Source organism: Neobacillus nitrireducens, from assembly GCF_030915405.1.
In the GTDB taxonomy this organism is placed as follows: Bacteria; Bacillota; Bacilli; order Bacillales; family Cytobacillaceae; genus Neobacillus.
Window position 1 is genome coordinate 3770309 of the sequence record NZ_CP133262.1, and the last position, 23803, is coordinate 3794111.

Annotated in this window: 24 protein-coding genes; 14 read left to right on the top strand and 10 right to left on the bottom strand. The window is 41.1% G+C overall.

Features of this window, described 5'->3' with window-relative positions; translation table 11 throughout:
• Positions 1 to 247: 247 nt before the first annotated feature.
• The 3 genes from RCG22_RS18295 to RCG22_RS18305 all read right to left on the bottom strand — a co-directional run bounded on the left by RCG22_RS18295 (position 248) and on the right by RCG22_RS18305 (position 930).
• Positions 248 to 391: a YvrJ family protein gene (locus RCG22_RS18295; RefSeq protein WP_098262797.1), complete on the bottom strand. Its 144-nt coding sequence runs from the start codon at positions 389 to 391 to the stop codon at positions 248 to 250.
• A gap of 61 nt (positions 392 to 452) precedes the next feature.
• Positions 453 to 671 carry a DUF2922 domain-containing protein gene (locus RCG22_RS18300; protein WP_308104100.1) on the bottom strand — a complete coding sequence of 73 codons (219 nt, stop codon included), beginning with the start codon at positions 669 to 671 and terminating at the stop codon, positions 453 to 455.
• Positions 672 to 711: 40 nt separating this feature from the next.
• Entirely contained in the window at positions 712 to 930 is a 219-nt protein-coding gene (locus RCG22_RS18305; RefSeq protein WP_308104101.1) for a DUF1659 domain-containing protein, read from the bottom strand.
• A 137-nt stretch (positions 931 to 1067) separates the two neighbouring features.
• On the opposite strand from RCG22_RS18305, the gene RCG22_RS18310 reads away from it, so the two are divergent.
• On the top strand, positions 1068 to 1259 hold the full coding sequence (locus RCG22_RS18310) for a hypothetical protein (protein ID WP_098264041.1): 192 nt from the start codon (positions 1068 to 1070) through the stop codon (positions 1257 to 1259).
• Positions 1260 to 1318: 59 nt separating this feature from the next.
• On the opposite strand, the gene RCG22_RS18315 is transcribed toward RCG22_RS18310, so the two are convergent.
• The 4 genes from RCG22_RS18315 to RCG22_RS18330 form a co-directional block, all read right to left on the bottom strand.
• Positions 1319 to 2620: an NCS2 family permease gene (locus RCG22_RS18315; RefSeq protein WP_308104102.1), complete on the bottom strand. Its 1302-nt coding sequence runs from the start codon at positions 2618 to 2620 to the stop codon at positions 1319 to 1321.
• A gap of 218 nt (positions 2621 to 2838) precedes the next feature.
• A complete protein-coding gene (locus tag RCG22_RS18320; RefSeq protein ID WP_308104103.1) occupies positions 2839 to 4308 on the bottom strand; it encodes a diguanylate cyclase domain-containing protein in 1470 nt (489 codons plus the stop codon).
• 222 nt (positions 4309 to 4530) lie between these two features.
• A complete protein-coding gene (locus tag RCG22_RS18325; protein ID WP_308104104.1) occupies positions 4531 to 5745 on the bottom strand; it encodes an aminotransferase in 1215 nt (404 codons plus the stop codon).
• Positions 5742 to 6245, bottom strand: a complete 504-nt coding sequence (locus tag RCG22_RS18330; protein ID WP_308104105.1) for an Lrp/AsnC family transcriptional regulator — start codon at positions 6243 to 6245, stop codon at positions 5742 to 5744. The genes RCG22_RS18325 and RCG22_RS18330 overlap by 4 nt, the downstream gene beginning before the upstream one ends.
• Before the next feature lie 267 nt (positions 6246 to 6512).
• Between RCG22_RS18330 and RCG22_RS18335 the strand changes: the two genes are divergently transcribed.
• From RCG22_RS18335 to RCG22_RS18370, 8 genes are all read left to right on the top strand, one after another.
• The gene (locus RCG22_RS18335; protein ID WP_308104106.1) at positions 6513 to 7445 is read left to right on the top strand and encodes a phosphate ABC transporter substrate-binding protein; all 933 of its coding nucleotides are present in this window, start codon (positions 6513 to 6515) and stop codon (positions 7443 to 7445) included.
• Between the two features lie 420 nt (positions 7446 to 7865).
• Positions 7866 to 8855, top strand: a complete 990-nt coding sequence (locus RCG22_RS18340) for an efflux RND transporter periplasmic adaptor subunit (protein WP_308104107.1) — start codon at positions 7866 to 7868, stop codon at positions 8853 to 8855.
• Positions 8855 to 9565, top strand: a complete 711-nt coding sequence (locus tag RCG22_RS18345; protein WP_308104108.1) for an ABC transporter ATP-binding protein — start codon at positions 8855 to 8857, stop codon at positions 9563 to 9565. The genes RCG22_RS18340 and RCG22_RS18345 overlap by 1 nt, the downstream gene beginning before the upstream one ends.
• Positions 9549 to 10709 (top strand): ABC transporter permease, encoded by a 1161-nt coding sequence (locus RCG22_RS18350; protein WP_308107200.1) that lies wholly within the window; start codon positions 9549 to 9551, stop codon positions 10707 to 10709. The genes RCG22_RS18345 and RCG22_RS18350 overlap by 17 nt, the downstream gene beginning before the upstream one ends.
• Before the next feature lie 120 nt (positions 10710 to 10829).
• Complete coding sequence (locus tag RCG22_RS18355) at positions 10830 to 11357, top strand: PepSY-associated TM helix domain-containing protein (protein ID WP_308104109.1); 528 nt, start codon at positions 10830 to 10832, stop codon at positions 11355 to 11357.
• Between the two features lie 199 nt (positions 11358 to 11556).
• The gene (gene galE / locus RCG22_RS18360) at positions 11557 to 12528 is read left to right on the top strand and encodes a UDP-glucose 4-epimerase GalE (protein WP_308104110.1); all 972 of its coding nucleotides are present in this window, start codon (positions 11557 to 11559) and stop codon (positions 12526 to 12528) included.
• 199 nt (positions 12529 to 12727) lie between these two features.
• The gene (locus RCG22_RS18365) at positions 12728 to 14059 is read left to right on the top strand and encodes a putative bifunctional diguanylate cyclase/phosphodiesterase (protein WP_308104111.1); all 1332 of its coding nucleotides are present in this window, start codon (positions 12728 to 12730) and stop codon (positions 14057 to 14059) included.
• A gap of 12 nt (positions 14060 to 14071) precedes the next feature.
• The gene (locus tag RCG22_RS18370; protein WP_308107201.1) at positions 14072 to 14920 is read left to right on the top strand and encodes a YitT family protein; all 849 of its coding nucleotides are present in this window, start codon (positions 14072 to 14074) and stop codon (positions 14918 to 14920) included.
• Positions 14921 to 14943: 23 nt separating this feature from the next.
• On the opposite strand, the gene RCG22_RS18375 is transcribed toward RCG22_RS18370, so the two are convergent.
• Positions 14944 to 16986 (bottom strand): molybdopterin-dependent oxidoreductase, encoded by a 2043-nt coding sequence (locus RCG22_RS18375; RefSeq protein WP_308104112.1) that lies wholly within the window; start codon positions 16984 to 16986, stop codon positions 14944 to 14946.
• 218 nt (positions 16987 to 17204) lie between these two features.
• Here RCG22_RS18375 and RCG22_RS18380 point away from each other — a divergent pair, with 218 nt between their 5' ends.
• Together RCG22_RS18380 and RCG22_RS18385 are read left to right on the top strand one after the other, a co-directional pair.
• Positions 17205 to 17699, top strand: a complete 495-nt coding sequence (locus RCG22_RS18380; protein WP_308104113.1) for a hypothetical protein — start codon at positions 17205 to 17207, stop codon at positions 17697 to 17699.
• A 105-nt stretch (positions 17700 to 17804) separates the two neighbouring features.
• The gene (locus RCG22_RS18385) at positions 17805 to 19697 is read left to right on the top strand and encodes an Ig-like domain-containing protein (RefSeq protein ID WP_308104114.1); all 1893 of its coding nucleotides are present in this window, start codon (positions 17805 to 17807) and stop codon (positions 19695 to 19697) included.
• Between the two features lie 77 nt (positions 19698 to 19774).
• Here the strand turns inward: RCG22_RS18385 and RCG22_RS18390 are convergent, their stop codons facing one another.
• Positions 19775 to 20221 carry a DUF6376 family protein gene (locus RCG22_RS18390; protein WP_308104115.1) on the bottom strand — a complete coding sequence of 149 codons (447 nt, stop codon included), beginning with the start codon at positions 20219 to 20221 and terminating at the stop codon, positions 19775 to 19777.
• A 173-nt stretch (positions 20222 to 20394) separates the two neighbouring features.
• Here RCG22_RS18390 and RCG22_RS18395 point away from each other — a divergent pair, with 173 nt between their 5' ends.
• Positions 20395 to 20838, top strand: a complete 444-nt coding sequence (locus RCG22_RS18395) for a ferritin-like domain-containing protein (protein ID WP_098263295.1) — start codon at positions 20395 to 20397, stop codon at positions 20836 to 20838.
• A gap of 106 nt (positions 20839 to 20944) precedes the next feature.
• On the opposite strand, the gene RCG22_RS18400 is transcribed toward RCG22_RS18395, so the two are convergent.
• Positions 20945 to 21220, bottom strand: coding sequence for a hypothetical protein (locus RCG22_RS18400; RefSeq protein WP_308104116.1), 276 nt, complete (start codon positions 21218 to 21220; stop codon positions 20945 to 20947).
• A gap of 344 nt (positions 21221 to 21564) precedes the next feature.
• Between RCG22_RS18400 and RCG22_RS18405 the strand changes: the two genes are divergently transcribed.
• Both RCG22_RS18405 and RCG22_RS18410 read left to right on the top strand, forming a co-directional pair.
• Entirely contained in the window at positions 21565 to 22173 is a 609-nt protein-coding gene (locus RCG22_RS18405; RefSeq protein WP_308104117.1) for a transposase, read from the top strand.
• Positions 22158 to 23651, top strand: coding sequence for a YifB family Mg chelatase-like AAA ATPase (locus RCG22_RS18410; protein ID WP_308104118.1), 1494 nt, complete (start codon positions 22158 to 22160; stop codon positions 23649 to 23651). The genes RCG22_RS18405 and RCG22_RS18410 overlap by 16 nt, the downstream gene beginning before the upstream one ends.
• Positions 23652 to 23803 lie beyond the last annotated feature (152 nt).

Here is a 23803-nt window from a genome sequence, read left to right on the forward strand (position 1 = left end):
CTCTCCATTTCTAAAAAATTGATTATATATACATGTTATGTGACTATGGACAAACATGTGCAGGTGCTTGTCATGGTATTTTGGTGGTTGGATTACACCAAAGATAAATTTTCTTTGTTACCGAGGGGGCAGATGAATGGCAGTTTGGGTAAGAAAGAGAGCCCTTAAATGACCGAACTCTCATTCGTAGCGAGCTTCGGGTAACAAAGAACACCCCTCGCCAATTTGGTCAGGGGTTGTTCCGCAATTATATCCGTTCCTTCATCCGCTCGGGGAGATTCTGAATCGAGGTGACAACCATATCAAGCTTTGACTCAATCCGGTAAAGCAGATAAAGGGTCACTACGATAGGAAATCCAACCTCGCTAATGATTGGAATCAATTGTTCCACTTTTTTTCACCTCGCTTTTTTAAAAAAAGGCCGTCCCTAAGGGGAATCGGCCTCTCACTTATTAAACCAATTCATAGTCCGTCACGTTACGGTCAATGACACGTGCGCCTTTCGCAACGACAAGCTTACCACCTGCTGAAGTAAAAATATCAGCTGCGATAATTTGCGTCATCGATTGCTTGACGACTGCCTCATCAATCGGTTCTTTTGGATTTTCGACTGATAAACTGACGGTCTTGCCCATCTCCGTCCCAAATTGTAAATCTAAGACTTTTGCCATATATCTCACCTCCCATCGCTAGATTATTCCTCCAATATCATTACGCTAAAATTTCCGTGCTGTCATTTCGTTCCACTTTGTTCAGCATGTCCTTGCATAGAACAGTAATCGCTTGCGATGCTTGAAATAACTGTTCAACCGTTGCTTCCTTTTTAATATTGCTAAACGTTTTTGCTCTTAGGATGGGTGCACCCTTTTCATCCACACCAACCTCAAAGACCATACGAAGCTTTGTTCCTTCTAATAATGCTTGTGCCATGATCAACCACCTCCTTTCACCCTTTATATAGAGAAAAGTCGGCTAAAAGGACATGGTAAAAGAAAATAATATAAATAAAGTTGATTAATGCTATACTTGGGGAACGGCTTTGGTTTCTGAAAGGAGTTAACAATCTAATGAAGTATTTGAAATCACAAATGCAGCAGTTAATTAAGGATAATAAAGAATTGCATACACGCTTAAAAGAGTTGAAGGTAGAACACGGACTCGAAAAAAACACGGCCCTAAAGGCTTTATACCATTCAGAAGTTGCGGATGGCGGAAAGTATATGACAGCGTACCAGGCGCTTGACCTACCTAAAAAATAGATACCCAAAAAAAGAGTGTGAGGCACCGCATTAGGTGCCTCACACTCTTTTTTTTAAAATTAATGTTGTAAAAATGCCAATTGAATAAAGAACAACACGGCAAACACGTATAGCAAGGGATGAATTTCACGCCACTTCCCTTTTACTAATTTTAACAGTGGATAACTGATGAAACCAAGCGCGATTCCTGTCGAAATACTTGATGTAAGCGGCATGCTCAAAACAGTTAAAAAGGCAGGGAAGGCTTCATCTAGCTCATTCCAGTGGATTTTTGCAATACTTCCCATCATGAGACTGCCGACAATAATCAATGCCGGTGCGGTAATGGCAGAAATCCCGGAAACCGTACTAACCAGTGGACCGAAGAAGGCGGACAGGATGAACAGGATTGCCACCGTCAGGGAAGTTAAACCAGTTCGTCCTCCAACTGCGACCCCTGATGTCGATTCAATATAGGCGGTTGTTGGGCTCGTCCCAAACATCGCACCCACTGCAGTACCAATCGAATCAGCGAGTAAAGCTTCTCTCGCCCGCGGCAATTTGCCACCTTTCATTAAACCCGCTTGGTTCGCAACACCAATCAACGTACCAGTGGTATCAAAAATGGTCACTAATATGAATGAAAAGACAACGGCATAAAGGCTGTGCTGAATTACATCGGTCAGCGCTGTCACTGGATTAGCAATGATTAATCCTTCTGGCAAAGTCGGCATGGCCATAAAACCATGAGTAAATTCAAGCTGGCCGGTAAAGAAGGCAATGAGCCCAGTTAGGACCATTCCAAAAAATATTGCCCCATTGACTCGAAGTGCCATCAATACTAATGTAATTGCCAGTCCGACTATCGCTAACAGAGCGGAAGGTGAATGAAGATCGCCGAGACCGACAAGATTCGTCGGATGTGCTGTAATAATTTTTGTAAGACGCAAACCGATAAAAGCAATAAACAAACCGATTCCGGCGGTAATCCCGTGCTTAAGGTTATCCGGGATGGCGTCAATTAATTTTTCCCTCAGGGGAGTTAACGATAAAATGACGAAGATAACACCAGCAATAAAAACAGCGGCAAAGGCTGTATGGTAAGTTATCCCCGGATGGCTGCCGACAACAGAATAAGAGAAGTAGGCGTTGAGCCCCATGCCTGGTGCAATAGCAATTGGATAATTAGCAAATAGCGCCATCCAGAGGGTTGCGACAACTGCAGAAATGATAGTTGCGGTGAACACCTGCGCAAACGGAACCCCAGCATCGGCAAGAATAACCGGATTGACAACGACGATATAGACCATTGTAAAAAAGGTGGTAATCCCTGCAAGCAGTTCTGTTTTTGTATTGGTATGATTTTCTTTAAGTTTAAACATCATTGTTCCTCCAAAATACGAACGTTATATTAAGACTTAAACTATATTATTCGTTTTTAGATAAAAAGACAAGAGGTATCCCTAATTTTGTTCTATTTTTGTAACAGTTATACTGGTGCCTGACACCAACAAGGGGGAGGATTCCTTCCACGAAAAAGAGAACCACCCCATGCTTTGTAAACAACAAGCGAAAAGGGGGGGTTCTCTTTCTTAATTAACTAAATTTGACTAACTGTCCTAACCGAGTTAGGAGTTGGGTTTATCATTGTCCTTTTTTGATCACATTTTTCTTTGTACATCTCCTGGTCAGCCATTTCGAGGATTTTTTCAAGTGTAATGCCGGTGCCTGGTTTATAGTGATAAAAACCATAGCTAGCTGAGATGGAATAAGGCTTTTGATTGCTTCCATTAATCTCCTCAAACCCGTGCTTAATGTTTCTTACAAGCTGCTGGACATCCTTCATTTGCTTTTGGAAGAAGACAAGGATAAATTCATCCCCGCCCAGTCGAAATAAGACGTCGTTATTTGTAATTTGTTGGTTGATTGTATCACAGCAAGTTTTAATTAAATCATCGCCTGTCGAGTGGCCGAACAGATCATTTGTTTTTTTCAAATCGTTAATATCGATATAGCAGATAATGAATTCTTGAGATTCTGAACCAGCGCTCAATTGCTGGCTGAGCAGCTCCAGCCCACTTCGACGATTAAGCACTCCAGTAAGCATATCAAACGAAGCATGTTTATAAAGTTCTTCCTCATTTTTTTTCAAATCTGTGATATCTGTGACGCCAATCAGGATACAAGCTTCATCCAGATAATTGATCAATTCTAAACTCAACATGACCCATTTGCGAATATCAGGAGTAATTTGTTGTTCGACGCAATAGTTTTTGATACTCTTCTGCTCTTTCAGGCGACTAACGATATTGTGTTTCTCTTCCTCGGTTTTAAATAAGAACTTTCCGTTTAATGGAGTCGAGTCGGTACTTTGCAGATGGTAGTATTCGCTTGCATGGCGATTCATCAGCAATATCTCATCATTATCAAGCCTTATAAGGATAATCGGGTTCGGATTGAGGTTGAATAGGCGCCTGAAATTTTCCCCATTCCTTTTAAGCTTCATTTTGTTTGAAAAATCACTTTTACGAAACGAATAGAATGATAGGGATATCAAAAATGATAGGACTAAGGTACCTGTTGAATTAATCATTTTCGATAAAAATGTGAAGTGTTCATGTTCGATTAGATATAAACCCGTAATGAATAATATATGTATACCCAAAAATAGGATCAAAAGTTTTCTTGGCTGCATTGGAAATAAGACGCCAACTCCTAATAAAATAATAATATAGGAGTAGATATTGCCAGTAAATAATTGACTATTAATAGATGAAGCTGCCCCAATAAGTAGATAGCAGAGGATATACCAAGTAACGATAACCCTCTTGGGAATATTTCTGTAAAATTTATATATGAATAGGAATAAAAGAGAGATGATAAAACCTGCAATATGTATAGCTGAAAGATTGAATTTAAATATAGGACTGCTCATTTTTTTAAATAGGAAAAAGTCAACGATGAAAAAACAAGGGTAGGTAGAAATTAACATATATGAAACGAGCTTAATTCTCTCAAATAATACCTCGTAGTTATTTTGTAGAAACTCTTGATCAGGAACATAATTCATATCTATTCTATTAAAAAGATTGTTTGGAAAGGACCTCAAATATTCCACCCCTTTTTTACCATTCCTCGAGTATTTTAGCATAGATTATGAGGTCTGTCACAAAATAGGACGGTGTTAGGCACTAATAGAGTGGCTAAAAAAATATTGGTGTCAGGCATCAAATTCACATGGAAAAAGCCCAAACTTGTCCTAATGGACAAATTTGGGCTTTTAAGGTTATGGTTATTGGTTTATTTTTATTTCTTCTACTAACTTTTCACCATAGATTCCCTTTGACTCAAGGAATTTCTGGATTCTTTTCATGGCTTCTTGCAGCTGCGGCATGGAGGCTGCGTAGGAGCAACGAATATACCCTTCGCCGCTTTCCCCAAACACATTGCCAGGTACGACCGCGACCTTTTCCTTCATTAGCAGTTCTTCGGCGAATTGTTCGGAACTGAGTCCGGTTGCCATGATGGAAGGAAAAACGTAAAAAGCTCCTCCTGGCGTGTGGCAGTCCAAACCGATTTTATTCAAGGTATGCACGACATAGTTCCGTCTCATTCGGTAGCTTCGCTTCATCGCTTCCACTTCATGAAAGGTATTCTTCAATGCTTCGAGGGCGCCGTATTGGAGCATGGTTGGTGCACACATGGTGGTGTATTGAAAAATTTTCAACATCACCTCGACAAATTCTTTAGGAGCAGCAAGCATCCCCAAGCGCCAACCAGTCATTGCAAACCCTTTTGAGAATCCATTGATTAGGATGGTTCGCTCATACATCCCTTCAATGGCTGCAAAACTGGTATAGGTTTCTTCGTAGGTTAATTCCGCGTAAATCTCGTCGGAAATGACGATTAAATCGTGCTTTTCCACGATTGCGGCAATTTCCTTTAGTTCTTCCTTATTTAAGGTAGAGCCAGTTGGATTGTTTGGAGAACAAAACAAGATGGCCTTTGTTTTTTCGGTAATCGCTCCTTCGAGTTGCTCGGCTGTTAATTTAAACCCATTAGCAGGTGATGTGGAAATAGTGACGGGAGTCCCGCCGGCAATCGCAACTAACGGGGCGTAAGAAACGAATGCTGGTTCAACAATCAGCACTTCATCGCCTTGGTTTAAAATGGCACGGAAGGCAAGGTCAATTGCCTGGCTAGCCCCGACGGTGACGATAATTTGGTTTGTTGGATCATAATTGACAGCAAATCTCGTCCGAAGGTAATTTGAGATTTCCTGCCGTAATTCTAATAATCCCGGGTTCGCAGTATAAGCGGTATAGCCTTGCTCCAGTGATAAAATCGCTGCTTCGCGAATGTTCCAAGGGGTTACGAAATCTGGTTCGCCAACCCCTAATGAAATGACATCTTTCATACTGGCAGCTAGGTCGAAAAACTTCCTGATCCCAGAAGGCTGTAATTCTCGAGCGGTTTCGGATATATAGTGGGAGTACTCTTTTTTCATGGTGTAATCACCATTCTCCGGTCTTTATCATCGCTGCCGCCAAAAATCACTCCATCATGTTTGTATTTTTTTAACATGAAATGCGTCGTGGTTGAAACGACATTATCAATCGTTGACAGCTTTTCCGATACAAAGGTTGCGATTTGGTTCATGGTCTGTCCTTCAATCGTGATCGACAAATCATAGGCACCGCTCATCAGGTATAGAGAGGTGACCTCTGGAAAGCGATAAATTCTCTCAGCGACCGCATCAAATCCCACTCCGCGCTTCGGTGTCACCTTGACATCGATCATCGCGATAATGTTTTCCTGCCCCTCGACTTTGCTCCAATCGATAAGAGCTGGATAACTGACGATCACCTTTTCTTCTTCTAACTTTTTAATGGTATTTCTAACGGTTTCTTCGCTGCTCATCACCATCAAAGCAACTGTTTCTACAGAGATTTTGTGGTTTTCTTCGATGAGCTTTAATATTTCCAATTCTTCGTTCGTTAATTTCATATGCGGCACCTCAATTTTTATTTCATATAGTTGATTTTAATGGAGGAAGATGCACAACACAAATCAAAAATTCGAAACAATGAAATAAATTAGGATTATTTGCTATTGAACGTAGCATTGCTGAAGAGAACGAAAGTAAAAAAAATTTACAAACAATACCATTTCTTTACAAAACTATACAAACCATTAATAATCAGTTAACAAAAAAGGATTAATCTTATACCTGTAAACAAACAACAATCATAATTCTTAGGGGGATTTAAAGAAATGAAACGATTGAAAAATTTAAGCCTACTCACCTTGCTAGCAGCGTTAATGGTTTTCATGGCAGCATGTGGGGGCACAACAACTTCTACAGATAAGAAAGAAGGTACTGCTAAGAAGGAAGCACCAAAAATAGAAGAAGTAAAAGAATTATCCGGTACATTAAGCATATCTGGTTCCTCTGCGATGCAGCCGTTAGTAGCAGCAGCTGCTGAAGAGTTTATGGCTGAAAATCCTAAAGTTGATATTCAAGTAAATGCGGGTGGATCTGGTACCGGCTTATCACAAGTTGCTGAAGGATCTGTTCAAATCGGTAACTCTGATGTTTTTGCAGAGGAAAAAGAAGGTATCCCAGCGGATCAAATTGTTGACCATAAAATTGCTGTAGTAGGTATGACTGCTGCCGTTAACCCTAAAGTAGGGATTAAAGATATTAAAAAAGCGGATATAATTAAAGTTTTCACTGGAAAAATCACAAACTGGAAAGAACTTGGCGGAGCCGATCAAAAAATCGTTCTTGTCAACCGTCCTGATTCTTCTGGAACTCGTGCCATTTTTAATAAATTTGCTCTTGATGGTGCAACACCAGCTGAAGGAATTACGGAAGATTCTTCAAACACAGTTAAAAAGATTATTAATGAAACAGACGGTGCGATTGGTTACCTTGCATTCTCATATTTCACTGATGAAACTGTAACTCCTCTTGCTATTGACGGTGTTGAACCAACGGCAGAAAATGTACAAACAGGTAAATTCCCAGTTTGGGCTTACCAACACTCTTATACAAAAGGTGAGGCTACAGATCTTGCAAAAACCTTCCTTGATTATATGATGTCAGATGATATCCAAAATACTTTATTACAAGAACAAGGATACCTGCCTGTGACAAAAATGCAAGTTGAACGTGATGCACAAGGCAATCAGAAAAATCTTTAAAGCTAATAGTTTATTTTCAAATAGTTTAGTAAACTGTTAGAAAAAGCCTTCATTTCTTAAGTACAGGAATGGAGGCTTTTTTGTCATTCTAAGATGTTTTTAATAGCTTCTATTTGAAAAAATGCTCAAATAATTTTCTTCCTCCCGTGCTACGCCCATCATTAGTAAATAGTTTTAATAGATTAATACTCTCATTACTATATGTTACACCATCAAACTTAAGATTTTATTAAGGAGTCAGTTTCAACAACAATAATAATTCAGGTGTCAGGCGCCATGTGAAATTTTCACATGGTGCCTGACACCTTTTATTTTTTTAAGGATAAGTTAAGGAACGCACATGATAATAGGCTCATCAAATAAAACTTCTCTGGTGTTGAAGGGCGAAATTGCAGCAGGGAGCAAAAGGAGTCAATAGAGTTGAAAAAGTGGATTTGGATTTTTATCAGTGTTTTGGTCATCGGTTTTGTCGGGTTCCAGTACTATAAATCGAAAACCGTGAGCACGGAAGCAACGGCTCAAACCCGGACCGCCGTTGTCCAGCAAGGAAAACTAGAAGTTAAAATTAGTGGTTCCGGCACTGTTGAACCTGTGACGAGTGAGGATATTAAATCAACCATCGATAATGACGAAATTGATGAAGTATTAGTTTCAGCTGGTGACACCGTAAGTGAAGGTGATGAGTTGATTACTTTCACCGATGATAGTGACCCGATTACAGCACCGGCTGATGGTAAAATTACTACCATTTCCCTTACAGATGGAGAACGGGTAACAAATGGACAGGTTGTCGCTCATCTAACCGATTACAAGAATTTACAAACGGTTGTCCAAGTGGATGAGTTGGACATTACAAAAATTAAAAAGAAACAGACAGTCGGCATATCCGTGAGTGCGTATCCTGATACCACTTTTACCGGAAAGGTATCAGCGATTGCAGCGGAGGGAACCTCTGAAAATGGAACATCCACATTTGCTGTCACCATTCATATTGATCAACCGAAAAACTTAAAAGTCGGGATGAGTACAGAAGCAAGTATTTTAACCCAAAGTAAGGAAAATGCGCTCTTCGTTCCAGTTGATGGAGTGTATACAAGCAATAACGAGAAATATGTGATTGTGACTGCTTCTGCGACTGATACGAATTCCACTGCAACCACAGGTACAACTGAGCAAAAGACGGTAAAAACAGGAATTGCGACGGATGATTATGTAGAACTAACTGAAGGGGTTACAGCAGGTGAAACGATTCAATTGCCTGAACTCACCACGAGCAGCACCACCTCCAATAGACAAGGTGGTATGATGCAAGGCGGTATGGGCGGTATGGGAGCCATGACTGGCGGCGGAATGCCTCCAAGCGGCGCGGGCCAAGGACAATCTGGTTCAACCGGAAAGGGTGGCAATTAATGAGTACCCCAATTATTGAAATTAAAAATATGATGAAGACCTATAAACTTGGCGGTGAAACAGTTCATGCCCTCAATGATGTGTCGTTAGAAATTCAAAAAGGTGAATTTCTAGCAATCATTGGACCTTCAGGTTCAGGGAAGTCCACTTTAATGAATATGGTTGGCTGCCTGGACCGCCCGAATAAAGGTACCTATCACCTTGATGGTAAAGATATTGGAAAAATGGATGATAACAGCTTAGCGACAATTCGGAATCGAAAAATCGGGTTTATTTTTCAAAACTTTAACTTATTAGGTAAACTATCGGCCCTCGAAAATGTGGAATTGCCTTTGTTGTATGCGGGTATGCCAACTCGTGAAAGGCGTGAACGAGCTTTAGAGGGATTGGATAAGGTTGGCTTGATGGACCGTGCTGGGCACCTGCCGACCCAGCTATCTGGAGGTCAGCAGCAGAGGGTGGCAATTGCGAGAGCCCTTGTTGGCCAGCCGGCGATTCTCCTTGCCGATGAACCAACAGGCGCGCTTGATAGTAAAACAAGTAAGGAGATTCTTTTGTTAATGAAGGAATTGAATGAATTAGGACATACGATTATTTTAATTACGCATGATCTTGAGATTGCGAAACAAGCGAGAAGAATGGTCAGTATTCAAGATGGCCAGCTCTTTGAGAATGGGGGTGTCCTGATTGGGAATGCTGCAATCCATTAAAATGGCGCTTCGGAGTATTCGGAGCAATAAACTCCGGGCGGTCCTGACGATGCTTGGCATCATCATTGGGGTCTCGTCTGTGATTGTCCTGGTGTCGATTGCTCAAGGATCAGCGAAAAACGTTACGAGCCAAATCAATCAATTAGGAACCAACCTTTTGACGGTAAATACCTATAGCACCGATATTGAATTATCCGAGGATAAAATTAGTAAGTTAAGTGAGATTGATGGGGTAAAAGCGGTCGCGCCGGTTGTTTCTGGCCGGGTCTATGTGAAGAAAGAGCGGACGTCCTCGCAGATTACCTTAACAGGGACCAATGCTGCTTACTCAGACGTTCGTGATGCGAAGGTCAGTCAAGGACGCTTTATTACCGATTTGGATGTCGAGTACCGCCAAAAGATCGTGGTTCTTGGAGCGGACACCGCTGCAACCTTCTTCGGTGCATCGAATCCAATCGGTCAATACATTCAGGTGTCAGGCACCTCGTTCAAAGTAGTCGGAGTATTGGCTTCGAAAGGTAGTTCACTCGGGCAAAGCGGCGATAATGTAGTGATTGTCCCCTTGAGTACGGGGCAACGGTTGGTAGGCAGTACGACAATTAGCACCGTTTATTTACAAGGCAAAAGTGAAGATCAAATGGATTTCGTGATGAACGAGGTCAAAATGTCACTCGCTAGTATGTATCCTGGTAAAAGTGACTATTATGGCGTGACAAATCAGCAGGACGTCATGGATACGATGAGTTCCGTATCTGATACGATGACCATGATGCTTGGCGGAATCGCGAGTATCTCCTTATTGGTCGGCGGGATCGGCATCATGAATATCATGCTTGTGTCCGTGTCAGAACGGACGAAGGAGATCGGCATCAGAAAAGCAATTGGCGCGAAACGACGGGATGTTCTCTTGCAATTCTTAATTGAGGCCGTCGTGTTGAGTTCGATGGGTGGATTAATCGGAATTTTATTCGGGGTAGGATTAGGAAAAGTTGTCTCGTCGTTAATGAGTTTAAGTATTTCATACTCACCAACTGTGATTCTATCATCCTTCTTATTCTCGCTTGTAGTGGGTGTCGTCTTCGGTGTATTCCCAGCCAACAAAGCATCAAAATTGAATCCAATTCAAGCGCTTCGCTACCAATAATTGGTGGTGTCAGGCACCAATCAAGTATTGGTGTCAGGCACTTTCTATAAAAGGTCGTTCAATGCAGCGGCATTTTTACACAATTTGATCTATAAAATCAACGAAATGAGGAGAATGTATATGAAAAAAATGAGAAAAGCACACTTATGGATTGGATTAATCTGTTCTATCTTTATTTTAATCGAGTCGGTGACAGGATTGCTCATGAACGAGCCGTGGTTAATCGGGCAAACCCAAATGGAAGGAAATAAAGGCAATTTCCAACCAGGCCAGTTTAATCGTGGAGCAGGCCAGCAAGGTGCCTTCCCATCAGATCAAAACCAAGCAGCAGGGCAAACTCAACAAGCGCAGGCTCCAAAAGCTAATGGTCAAACACAGACAAATGGTCAAACTCAAGGTCAACCAGGACAAAACGCAGCAGTTCAATTCGGTGGCCGCCCTGGAGGAGAAGGTGGAACGAGTTCAATCACCGGTATCATTAGAGGTCTTCATGAAGGGAAAATCGGCACAACGAATGTAAAATGGCTGGTTGACTTAGTGGCAGTCGCCATGATCTTCTTAACAGGTTCAGGCATTTACCTTTCCTTGAAAGTCCTCAAAGCCGATAGAAAGAGAAAAAATCGTAATTCAGACGGTCAAGTAGCGTAAGAAAAGAAGGGTGTCAGGCACTAAAGAGTACCTGACATCTTTTTTTGCAAGACATCCATATTCTGGAATGGTTGATGCAGAGTGGAATTAACCTTATTTTCCTATTGTTAATAAATGCATATTCCTTTAAGAAATTGTTTTTTTTAAGATTATGATATAATAATACAGGTATTAAATTTCTAGCTAAGGGGAAATGAATATGATTCTCGTCGTTGGCGGAGCAGGTTACATTGGTAGCCATCTTGTGAAGGAATTAGTAGAAAAAGAAGAAGTAGTTGTTCTCGATAACTTAACGACTGGTCATCGCCAAGCAGTGGACAGCCGGGCTGTCTTTGTTGAAGGTGATCTCGGCAATGAAGAAGATTTACAAATGATCTTTAAAAGTTATCCAATCGATGCTGTTATGCACTTTGCTGCTTTTAGTTTGGTAGGGGAGTCTGTAGTTGATCCTTTGAAATATTATCAGAATAATGTGGCAGCAACGCTTACTCTGTTAAAAGTCATGATGAAAAATAATGTAAAAAACTTTATTTTCTCTTCCACCGCTGCTACTTATGGTATTCCTGATGTGGAACTGATTGATGAAACAACTCCAACCAGACCGATTAATCCTTATGGGCATTCCAAACTGATGATTGAGCAGATCTTGTCTGATTTCTCAAAATCCTATGGATTAAATTATGTGATTCTTCGCTACTTTAATGCAGCGGGCGCTCATCAATCAGCAGTGATTGGCGAGAGTCATGACCCGGAAACTCATTTAATTCCAATCATCCTGCAACAACTGTTAGGGAAGCGGGAAAAGGTATCGGTGTTCGGATCGGATTATGATACGGCAGATGGTACATGTATTCGCGATTACATCCACGTAACTGATTTAGCCAGTGCTCATATCCTCGCACTCGAGGCATTATTAACCGGGAAGAAATCAACAGAGATTTATAACCTTGGCAACGGACTGGGCTATTCGGTTAAGGAAGTTATTGAAACCTGTGAAAAAGTAACTGGTGTGGAAGCAAATGTAGAAATGGCTGACCGCCGTGCAGGAGATCCTGCCATGCTAGTCGCCTCCTCTCAAAAGATTTTTAGTGAGCTTGGCTGGAAGGCTGAACGAAACTTGGAAAAGATCATTGCGGATGCCTGGAAATGGCACCAACAGCAGCAATATTAATTTTCTAAATTAACTACAAAAGCAAATGTTCTAAGTTAACCCTCTCGTTGTAGAGGGTTACTTTTTTTTACGATGATTATTTGGAATGGGGGACAACTGGGTAGAGAAGAATTTTTTTCTATGGATAATATTTGGAATTTGATGGTTCCTATCTAGTACGTTAAGATTAGGTTATTAAATTTGCTAAGGGGTCCTTTTTATGGATGGGAAAAGTACGGAACGTGAAGAAAATCATTACGATAAGGTTTCGAGTATTCAATTATTAATAGAACGGCTCGACTTAACCTTAGCCTTCAGTAAGAGATATCAAATGTCAAGTGCGGTAGGTTATTTGCGTATATTCTTGCCGTCAGAACTCTCACATCCTAAAGATAATGATAGCGAAATAATTCTCCTCAATAAAATTTCGGCAAGATTGCAAGGCTCGTTGCGAGATATTGATACTGTAATCAAGGTCAATTCCACAGATTTTATGATCGTAATTGCTGATATTACCGAGCATGACTGCAAAGTGATCTGTGAACGGATTATTCATTCCATATCAGCTCCGTATCCGATTGATTTTCATAATTTTACGATTGGCAGCAGTATGGGGATTTGCATGTACCCCTATGGCTCCGAAGAACCGGATGAACTCAAGACCATGGCAAAGATGCAAATGTATGATGCCCAAGAGCTGGGAGAAAATCGCTTTTCTTTTTATAAAGGGAATTTAAATCAAACCGCTTACCGGAAAGTGATCATCGAAAATGATCTTCCCTATGCGCTCAAAAAAGGGGAGCTTTATGTTCACTATCAGCCACAATATTTTTTAAAAGAGCGGGCTATCAATGGTGCAGAAGCGCTAATCCGTTGGAGCCATCCAAGTTTAGGTGAAGTTCCCCCGGGGGAATTTATCAGCTATGCGGACGAAGCTGGCATGCTAAACGGTCTGTTTTTCTGGGTATTTGAAGAGGTCTGTCAAAAGATGTCGAGCATGAAGGACAGGAGCCTGAAATATTCGATTAACTTGTCTGTGAATCAACTCCTACTGGATTCTCTTATCTTGGATATCTCGAATATTCTAAAGCGGTACTCGATCCAAGCAGCACAAATTACTTTGGAGATTACCGAGAATATTGAGATATACACGGTTAAAAAGGTAAATGAGAAACTGCACTTTTTAAAAGAAATGGGATTCACGATCGCCTTAGATGACTTCGGAAATGGATACTTCTCGTTTTCAGACTTTATTAAGCTGCCGATTGATTTTATAAAGCTGGACCGTGATTTCGTGTTTAGCCTTTTGAAAAATAACAAACATAAGGGTGTTATAACGCCAATTATTCAGATGGCTCATAACTTGGAACTACAGGTTATTATAGAAGGAATTGAAGACCACACCCAGTTTGCGGAATGGGTGAAACTCGACTGTGATTTAATCCAAGGTTATTTTATTAGTGAGCCGATTTCGTTTGAGGAACTGACTGAATTGATTGCAGAAATTGAGAACAGAGTGGCGCTAGATTTTTCAGTGAATGAATTGCAATAAAAGGATGGATTAATAATGAAGAAAACGGTAAAAGATATTATCTATATTTTTATAGGGGCGCTTATTTTTGCGGTGGGTGTCAATTATTTTACAATCCCGAACCATCTCTCAGAGGGCGGTATTTTAGGGATTACGATTATTACCCACTATTTGTTTGATTGGTCGCCGGGTGTCGTGAATTTTGTCTTGAATGTTGCTCTGTTAGCGGTGGGTTATAAATTTTTTGAAAAAAGAACATTTATCTATACGCTGATTTCAATTGCAGCTTGCTCGTTGTTTTTATTTTTAACCGAGGATATCGGTCATCGATTAACCGATGATACATTTTTAGCTGCGATTTTCGCTGGTTTGCTTGTAGGTGTCGGGCTGGGATTGATTTTCCGGACGGGAGGAACCTCGGGTGGGTCGACGATTTTAGCAAGATTAGCGAATCAGTTGCTAGGCTGGAGCATTGGCAAGGGAATGCTGATCATTGATATTTTAGTAGTGATTGGCTCGATTTTCATCATCGGCTTGGAAAAATCGATGTATACGCTATTGATTGTGTTTATCGGAGCGAAAGCGATTGATTTCATCGTGGAAGGTTTGGACGAAAAGGTAGCGGTGATGATTATTTCCAGTTGCCCTGAAAAGGTCCTGGACAATATCACTAGCCGGATGTCGCGTGGGTTGACTGTCCTAGATGGCCGCGGCGGCTACACAGGACAGAACAGAGAAGTCCTGTATATCGTTATCAATAAGCAAGAAATCGTCCAGCTGAAAAGTATTATTAATGAAGTAGATGGAAACGCCTATGTTACCGTCCATACCGTCCATGAGATGATTGGGCACGGGTATAAAGCAAGTAAAACGAATGCCTGACACCCATTGGTGTCAGGCACTATTTATATTTTCTCAATACTTACTCGTCCTGAGAAGAAGGTCGCCCCGCCGCCCATATCGGCAATTCGGTCGGGGGTGAGGGTGTTAACTAGCTGTTTTGTGTCCCCGGAATCCGCCCATAGACCTTGTGTGGCTACCACTCCAGGAAGGACATTTTCCCCAACCGTCGCCTTTAACATACATTCCCCGCGCTGGTTCCAGACTCGAACCATATCTCCATCTTCAATCGCCGCCTTCCATGCATCTTGGAGATTCATATACACTCTTAGCTCCTTTTCCAAGCTGATATGCTTTTGATTGTTGGAAAAAGTAGAATTTAAGAAATGATGATTGGGGCCTGGAACAAACTGATACGGATGATCGCCGTCGTTTACTAAAGGTATATACGTTGGCAACGAGGGATAGCCGTCCTCTAGCATTTTCTGTGAAAGTAATTCGATTTTTCCGCTAGGGGTTGGCAGGTTCCCAGGGAAAATAGGTTTCACCTTTGCTTTCATAAAATGCTGCTCCATTAAAGCTTCGTAATTAATTCCATCTAAATACGGATTGCGAGGATTGTTTAAGGCTTGTGTAATCATTTCCGCTTCTGTCTCTTCAAAAACCGATTCAGCGAAACCCATTCCCCTTGCGAGCAGCTTGAACACATCGAGATTGGACTTGGACTCGACATACGGTTCAATGACCGGCTGCTGTAGTTGAATGTAATGATGCCAATACGATGTGTAGATGTCTGTATTTTCGAAGGAGGATGTCGATGGCAGGACAATATCTGCATATTTGGCTGTTTCTGTTAAAAATAAATCATGGACTACGGTAAATAAATCCTCACGTGCGAGGCCATTTCTGACCTTGTTAGATTCCGGTGCAACTACAGCAGGGTTTGAGCCGTATACATAGAGTGACTTCACAGGTGGATCTAGCGTGAGCAAAGTGTCGCCGAGTAAGTTCATGTTAATCACGCGGGTTTGTTTATTTTCCAATAGATCCGGTCGCTGCAGGTTTGCAGTATTTGAAGCTAGATAAGCCGAATTTCCTTTGATCGCACCACCGCCCTTGACAAGCCATTGGCCGGTGAGAGCCGGAAGGCAGGAAACGGTTCGGACGAACATTCCGCCATTATCGTGATGCTGGGGTCCGTTGCCAATCCGAATAAAAGCAGGCGACGTTTCACCGTACATCCGTGCCAGCTTATAGATATCTTCGACCGGTACACCCGTGATAGCAGAAACCCTGTGAGGGTCATACTGGACGACATGTTCACGCAGTTCGTCGTGGCCAACCGTATATTTTTGTAAAAAGTCCCGATTGACTCGATTTTCGGAAAATAAGATGTGCATCATCCCTAAAGCAAGCGCACTGTCGGTTCCAGGTAAAATTGGAATAAACCAATCTGCTAATCTACCGGTTTGATTTTTGTGAACATCAATGACGATAATTTTCGCGCCATTTTGTTTGCGGGCTTTTTGAGCAAGGGCGATTTGATGCATGTTAGTGCTCGCCGCATTAATCCCCCAAAAAATGAATAATTTCGAATGAATCGTATCTTCAGGGTCGATTCCGAGACTGCCGCCCATCGTATATTTATAGCCTTCCGAACCAGCGGATGAACAAATGGTTTGATCTAACCGGGATGCCCCGAGGCGATGGAAAAACCGGCGGTCCATGCCCTCCGCATTAAGCCGGCCCATGTTTCCATAAAAGCTATAGGGAAGAATGCTCTCCGGACCGTCGGATTCAATCAGCTCCTTCCAGCGGGAGGTAATCGTTTGGATTGCTTCTTCCCAACTGATTCGTTCAAATTTACCCTCGCCTTTGGGCCCCGTACGTTTCAACGGATAGGTGAGACGATTTTCATCATAAATCCGTTCCGTCATATTCCGGACTTTGTTACAGATATGCCCTTTGGTAACCGGATGCTGCGGGTCGCCATCCACCTTGATAATCCTCCCGTTTTCTTTATGCAGAAGTAAGCCGCACTGATCCGGACAATCCAGCGGACAAACGGCGTGAAAAACACCTTCTCGTTCATCAATAAAAGAAGCCATAGCCTAGTTAATCTCCTTTCTCGATTCATTTGAATTATGAAGATAGCTGCTGAAGTTGGTGTCAGGCACCGAACGTGGACATTTGTACTCTTGGAGTGGACATGATTCGTTGCTTTGTTTTATGTGATTTCTAATAATGCTACTATCATAACATCAAATTCGTTGTTAGGAACAAATATGATAAGCTATTTTTATATGTGATTGAGAGGGGATTTTTTATGAAGATTTGGAGAATGATAGGGTTATTAATTTTATTGATTGCATTAATGACAGCCTGTAAGAAAGAAATTCCTAACACCAATACGGCAAAGGACAATGTTGTCGTTTTAAATAATGAAACCATCCAAGGGATGGAGAAGGGGATTCTAGTTGGAACTCCACTCCGGTTGGATAAAAAAATCCGCTTAGCGGATGTCGAAAAAGTTTGGGGAAAATATGAGGAAATGCATGATCATGAGGATATCCATACCTATGTCTATACGATAAAGAATCGCCGAATTGTAATAGATGAAGAGGAACTAAAAACACTTTACCTGTTTCACATTGAGATTGGGATAACTCGAGAAGAATTACTTGCGAAAATGGGGACCCCCACCGAAGGAAAGAAAACGGGGAAGTCGCTCGTGTATCAAAAAAACGATTATCGAATCACCTTTCGTTACATTGATGATAAAACATGGGATTTAATCTTGTTTAAGGCTCCGCAAGATTAGTAAGTTTGGGAAATCCATATACCTTGAGGGTTTCCATCCCCTATTTTCTTTAGGTTATAGAAATATTATAATAGTTGAGGAATATGCATTTGATAGGAGGAACATATGGGACATTGCAATAGGAAACAGACAATCGTTATAGGAATACTAGGAGTTTTTCTTACTTTAATAACTTTTAGTTTTACTAGCTTTCAAGTTGCAGCTGAGGATAGTACTGCCACTAGGAACGCGCAAAAAGAGTATAGCAAACTAATGGTTCAAACGATTAATACAGAGAGAGAAAAAGCGGGCCAACCTGCTCTTAAAATGGCAGCACCTCTAAATGAAATTGCTAACTATAAAGCAAAAACTTTTGCTGTAGATGGTGTCACAGTCATGGATACATTACCAGAGCTGCTCGAAGAATTCTATGATAATATCAACTATCAATCCGCTGAAGAGATAGTTGAATACCGAGAATACCATGAAACCTATCCTTCGATTGCCGTCGAAGAGTGGATGAATGATTCTAGTAAAAGAGCGAAATTGTTAAACGAGAAATTTAATTACATTGGGGTTGGTTATAATTCATCGGGCTGGGTGGTTTATTTTTTAGAAACAACCGATACCCTCAAGGTAGACAATTCCACTGTTAATGATTCCTATCTTGCAAGTAGGCCAAAAATGGATTTCTCGACTCTATACGATGGTCTCTCGATTTTATCGGGTACTATGATACATTCGGGCAACTTCCGCTGGCAAGGAAGCATAATGGGTTTTGAGTGGAGAAGAGATCCGAAAGGTAATTCGATTATCGAGCAGGATTTGCTTTTTAGAACACATATTAAAAGAACCGCAAGCAAGCTCCATGAAGGGGAAGTTCCTATCATTAATAGTGATAACACATTCCTTGATCCTAGGTATTATCAATTTGAAAAAGGTAAACAGGTCCGTTTTTTCAACTGGCACAACGGGGTCGCAAGTAAACCCGTAGACTTTATAGTTCAAGAAGCGCCAGAACCAGAAAAGGCTGTGGTTCAGCGTGCTGTTAATGATGAACGGTACGTAACAGGTCAAGGGAATCCAGGAAATGCAGTAATGGTAAAAATCAGCACAAGTAATAGTCTGAAATATTATTTTTCAACAGTGAAGGAAAACGGAACCTTCAGTGTAGACGTAGGATACTGGCCAGCTGAAACTGCGATTGTAGTCACGCAAATGAACACGTTTGGGAAGGAAAGTAAAAAACAAAGTTATTTTGTAAAGACAGGTCTGCCACCGGCTGAACCTGCAGTTGAGCAAATAACTAATGCTGCATCCAACATCACAGTAACAGGTGAGAAAAACAGTACAGCATATGTTTATCTTGGAGCTAAAAGGCTAGCTGTAGGCAAACTAGACAGTAAAGGTAAATCAACTATTCCGATTACCAAGCAGAAGCAAGGGACCAAACTTGCGGTCTTTTTAAAAGACTTTGCTGGTAATCAAGGAAAAGCAGCGACCGTCAGTGTTGCGAAAAAGAATCCTCCTAAAAAACCGAAGACTGGTGAAATTTCCAATAAATCAAAATCGATTTCGGTGGTAGGAGAAGCTGAATCTACAGCATATGTTTATAGGGGCTCGAAAAAACTAGCCTCTGCAAAAATTCCTAGTAGTGGAAAAGTAACGTTGAAAGTAACTTCACAAAAGGCAGGTACGAAGCTATCCTTCTATGTGGTAGACGGTGCAGGCAATAAAAGTCCAGTATTCAGTTATAAGGTAAAGGATAAACTTGCGCCGACGAAACCAAACGTTACAAAAGTTACTAATAAAACAACAAAGGTCCTCGTTAAAGGGGAAAAGGGATCCAAGGTTTATATCTATAGGGGTGGAAAGCTGATAGGAAAAGGAACCATCAGCATGAAAACTGGAAAAACCTATATTAAAATCCCAAAACAGAAAAGTAAAGCATCATTAACTATCTATCTCAAAGATAGTGCAGGGAATAAAAGTAATTTGTGCTTAATCAAGGTAAAATAGGTGTCAGACACCAAAAAAAGACCGCTTAGACGACAGTTTAAGCGGTCTTTTTTATCCAATGATTGAAGTTAGATTTATTACTGCCCAAGCTGTTTTATTTGATCGAGGATGCTGCTGATTTCCTGGACGCTTTGAAATATTTCGGTATTTTCAAGGACAGAAGGGTCGAGAACTCCATTTTTATAATTTTTTAAGTACAGGTCAATTCCAGCAGTTAGTTTGTTGTTTTGGTCCACCAGTTGCTGGTGTAAATCGACCGCTATTTCAGGAGCTTGAAGTTTGTTAAAGGTAGAGATTTCTTGTTTCATATCCTGGAGCATCGTTTTGAGTTCAGCTGCGGCTTGCTTGTTGCCAACTGCTTGTTGCGCAATTGAGGGAGCATCATTTGCAAATGCCGTCGCCTTGTCTAAATAGTTCTTCGCCTCATTGGCATATGTGAGCGTATCTTTCGCATCATTTAACAGGGAACAGCCGCTCAGGAGTAATCCAATGATTGCAGCTAAAACTAATAACTTCTTTTTCATGCTGAAACCTCCGTTTTATTATTTTATTCTATCTAAAAGTGAAGGTTACTAAACGGTGTCAGGCACCATTATTGATATTTTCATAATGGTTTTATTGAAAAGTACAGAATAGTATGCACCCGGGAACCCCGTTATACGTAGGATATACATGAGAATCAACGGGAGGTTTTACGATGTATCCTTACACAAATTACTACGATGCCTTATATAGACAAAATAATAAATTGATACGAGAAGTGGAAAAAGCAATGAGTGGAGAGTACAATGCTATAAATTGTTATAGCCAATTAGCAAATTTGGCTCATAATGAGAAGGAGAAAAGTCGGATTCTTGAAATTCGCCAAGATGAAATAAAGCACTATCAACAATTTGAACAGATCTATACGAAGCTAACTAGGAGAAAGCCCCAACAACCAAAACTCAGTGAGGAATGCCCAGATGTTTACTTAGCTGGATTGGAGTTTGCCTTAGAGGATGAGCAAAATACAGTGGATTTTTATCTGGAAGTCGCTGATGGTGCTTCTGATCCAACGATTAAAGAGGCTTTTCGAAGAGCGGCTGCAGATGAACAAAATCATGCGGTTTGGTTTCTGTACTTTCTCACAAAAAATAAGTAGCTTATTCTGATGACCTCCAACCTGCTTTTTCTGGGATTACAGGAATTTAAAAAGAACACCCTTGTCACTATTGGCAAGGGTGATTTTAATGTGTTCATCGTTAGCTTTAATCCCCGCCACCACCTGAGTCTCCACCTGAATCACCGCCCCCATCGGAACCCCCGCCGTCAACAGGGTCGTCTGAATCACTTTCGTAATCATGTACATAATCATGGCTATAGGAACTTTTTCTTCCATTTCTTAAACTTGGGAAGATGAAAAAGGCAGCGATAATTGCTAAGGTTCCAAAGAACTCCTGCACTCCAAAAATAAGATAAATACCATAGACCAGAAGTAATGCACCTACCAGCCATTGAATAACTCTTACCGTTTTCAGAGACATCCCCCCAAATCAAACGTAAGAAATTTAATACCCTACAAAATAAATATTACAATTTGGGACTTTTTATGCATATTTTTTAGATATTGGTGTCATTAATGGTGTCAGGCACCACTCGCGGACATTTGTCCCTCCAGGGGAGACGAATGATAGTGCTAAAATTTATGGATTTTAGGAGAATTTTGATGAAGTATAGAGGATTCTTAGAGAGGATGTCGAAATGTATCTTTAGTAGTTTATTCTTCTGTTCCTGTCTTTTGGGGAATGCCTGCTTCTGATCCCTCATTTTTCTGCATCAATCCCCCATTTGAATTTTTAATCCCATAACAAAATAAGGAGTGAATGCAATGGTTCGCAGTGTTCGGACTTGGTTTCAAGGTGCAAAGTATCATGTTACAAGTAGAGGTATTCGGAAAAGTCCACTTTTTTTCGATGATGATGATTTTGAGAAGTACCTTGCTTTAGTTAAAGAAACAAAAGAACGTTATCCCTTCATCCTCCACACCTACTGCTTAATGTCCAATCATACCCACTTACAGATCGAAACGAAAGATACCCCATTGAGTCTTATCATGAAACATCTCAACACCAAATTTGCCAAGTATTTTAATAGAAAATACAATTTCTCCGGGCATGTATTCGAAAAACGATACGGAGACGAGCTTCTCAATTCCTCCGAATATGAGATCGACGTTAGTAAATATATTCACCTAAATCCCGTATCAGCTGGAATGGTGGCAAATCCTGAGGATTATCCCTGGAGCAGCTACCGAGCCTTTGTCTATGGGGAAAGTATCCCTCTGATTGCTCCAAAAACCCTTCTTTCCTATTTCCCTGACCCATCAACACAACACTATGAAAATTATATAAAATCATTACCAACCGACAAATTTTACTGGGAGGATGGAAAACTTAACATGCTTGAAAGGAAGGAAGAGACATGTGGGCTAAAGTAACCAGTATCGGATTAAAAGGAATGGAAGGATATCGGATGCATGTTGAGGTTGGCTCGTACGTTGGAAATGATTCGTTTAAAATTGTCGGGTTGCCCGATGCTGCTGTGAAAGAATCAAAGGAGCGGATCATTGCGGCACTTCGAACCTTAGGATATCACCTATCGGGCCAAAAAGTTATTATTAATCTATCACCGGCGGATCAAAAAAAATACGGATCTATGTTTGATTTTCCGATGGCAATTGCAGTTCTGCAAAGTTTGCATGAACTGGAGGTAATCGTGCCCGAGAATACTGGTTTTCTAGGATCATTATCGTTGGATGGATCGATTCAGCCTGTCGAAGGGATGCTCCCAGCCGTACTAGCGGCAAAAAGGCTGGGGATTCAAAGGCTTTATATGCCCTTTGACGAGGAATTGCCAGTATTAGATCTTAAGCCATTGGAAATCATCTATGTTTCTAGTTTGCAGGAGGCAATTGGACATCTTTCCGGTCAATGGGTTCCTCCGATTTATAAAGAAGAAAGGGATGAGAAATTCCGCAGCATTGAATATTTGGATTTGAAACAGATTATTGGTCATCAAGAAGCGAAACATGCGTTAGAAGTAGCAGCTGCTGGCAAACACCATGTCTTACTGACCGGACCACCTGGTTGTGGGAAAAGTATGTTAGCTGAAAGTTTTCCGTCCATCTTACCAGCGTTAACAAAAGAGTCGTTGCTAGAGGTTATCAGCCTTTATCAACTGAGTCAAAATTCCTTTCCTCACTCGAATATGCCACCCTATCGAAATCCTCACCACTCCGCTTCAGGTGTATCAATTATTGGTGGAGGACAATACCCAAAGCCAGGCGAAATATCGTTAGCCCATCATGGTGTATTGTTTCTTGATGAAATCGGGGAATTTTCGAAAAAAACATTAGATATGCTGCGGCAACCATTAGAAAGTGGCTTAATCATGATAAGTCGAACCCATGCAACGATTACCTATCCAGCATCCTTTATTTTGATCGCGGCGATGAATCCTTGCCCATGTGGCCATGCAGGGTCAACTACACATTATTGTACCTGTTCAAAAAAACAAATTCTTGCCTATCAAAATAGGCTTTCCGGTCCGCTTCGAGATCGGTTTGATATTAATCTTTCCCTTAGGCCCATTGATATTAATGCAGCAGCACATGAAAAGGAAGGAGAGGCCTCAATAATTGTCAGGGAGAGAGTGGAGGAAGCAAGGAAGAGGCAATATAATCGTTATGGCATGGAGGTTTGCAATAGCAGAATCCCATACGAAATCCTATTAAGCAAAAGCCCGCTGACGGACACGCAACATTCCACATTACAGAGACTAGCCATTAAAAACAGTTGGAGCAATCGCACCCAAATCAAAATCATCCGTCTCGCCCGCACCATCTCCGACCTCCAAGCCAGTCCCACCATAACAGACCAAAGTATCTGGGAAGCCATTGAGTTAAATGAGGTGTAAAAGATTTGGTGGTTTGGTGTCAGGCACCAGATAAAGAGCACCACATTATTCTAACGGGTTCGGTTTCCTATGGCAAAACGTGTCAATTTGCATTGGAAAATGCAAACCTAAATGTAATCCTTTTTGCACTATAAAATGTAGGACAATATGTA

Coding starts and splice junctions, on each gene's coding strand:
- RCG22_RS18305 (WP_308104101.1), bottom strand. CDS start 930: ATGGCACAAGCATTATTAGAAGGAACAAAGCTTCGTATGGTCTTTGAG.
- RCG22_RS18330 (WP_308104105.1), bottom strand. CDS start 6,245: ATGAAATTAACGAACGAAGAATTGGAAATATTAAAGCTCATCGAAGAA.
- RCG22_RS18345 (WP_308104108.1), top strand. CDS start 8,855: ATGAGTACCCCAATTATTGAAATTAAAAATATGATGAAGACCTATAAA.
- RCG22_RS18375 (WP_308104112.1), bottom strand. CDS start 16,986: ATGGCTTCTTTTATTGATGAACGAGAAGGTGTTTTTCACGCCGTTTGT.
- RCG22_RS18400 (WP_308104116.1), bottom strand. CDS start 21,220: ATGTCTCTGAAAACGGTAAGAGTTATTCAATGGCTGGTAGGTGCATTA.
- galE (WP_308104110.1), top strand. CDS start 11,557: ATGATTCTCGTCGTTGGCGGAGCAGGTTACATTGGTAGCCATCTTGTG.
- RCG22_RS18320 (WP_308104103.1), bottom strand. CDS start 4,308: ATGAATTATGTTCCTGATCAAGAGTTTCTACAAAATAACTACGAGGTA.
- RCG22_RS18325 (WP_308104104.1), bottom strand. CDS start 5,745: ATGAAAAAAGAGTACTCCCACTATATATCCGAAACCGCTCGAGAATTA.
- RCG22_RS18395 (WP_098263295.1), top strand. CDS start 20,395: ATGTATCCTTACACAAATTACTACGATGCCTTATATAGACAAAATAAT.
- RCG22_RS18385 (WP_308104114.1), top strand. CDS start 17,805: ATGGGACATTGCAATAGGAAACAGACAATCGTTATAGGAATACTAGGA.
- RCG22_RS18300 (WP_308104100.1), bottom strand. CDS start 671: ATGGCAAAAGTCTTAGATTTACAATTTGGGACGGAGATGGGCAAGACC.
- RCG22_RS18365 (WP_308104111.1), top strand. CDS start 12,728: ATGGATGGGAAAAGTACGGAACGTGAAGAAAATCATTACGATAAGGTT.
- RCG22_RS18335 (WP_308104106.1), top strand. CDS start 6,513: ATGAAACGATTGAAAAATTTAAGCCTACTCACCTTGCTAGCAGCGTTA.
- RCG22_RS18355 (WP_308104109.1), top strand. CDS start 10,830: ATGAAAAAAATGAGAAAAGCACACTTATGGATTGGATTAATCTGTTCT.
- RCG22_RS18390 (WP_308104115.1), bottom strand. CDS start 20,221: ATGAAAAAGAAGTTATTAGTTTTAGCTGCAATCATTGGATTACTCCTG.
- RCG22_RS18410 (WP_308104118.1), top strand. CDS start 22,158: ATGTGGGCTAAAGTAACCAGTATCGGATTAAAAGGAATGGAAGGATAT.
- RCG22_RS18405 (WP_308104117.1), top strand. CDS start 21,565: ATGGTTCGCAGTGTTCGGACTTGGTTTCAAGGTGCAAAGTATCATGTT.
- RCG22_RS18380 (WP_308104113.1), top strand. CDS start 17,205: ATGAAGATTTGGAGAATGATAGGGTTATTAATTTTATTGATTGCATTA.
- RCG22_RS18310 (WP_098264041.1), top strand. CDS start 1,068: ATGAAGTATTTGAAATCACAAATGCAGCAGTTAATTAAGGATAATAAA.
- RCG22_RS18315 (WP_308104102.1), bottom strand. CDS start 2,620: ATGTTTAAACTTAAAGAAAATCATACCAATACAAAAACAGAACTGCTT.
- RCG22_RS18350 (WP_308107200.1), top strand. CDS start 9,549: ATGCTGCAATCCATTAAAATGGCGCTTCGGAGTATTCGGAGCAATAAA.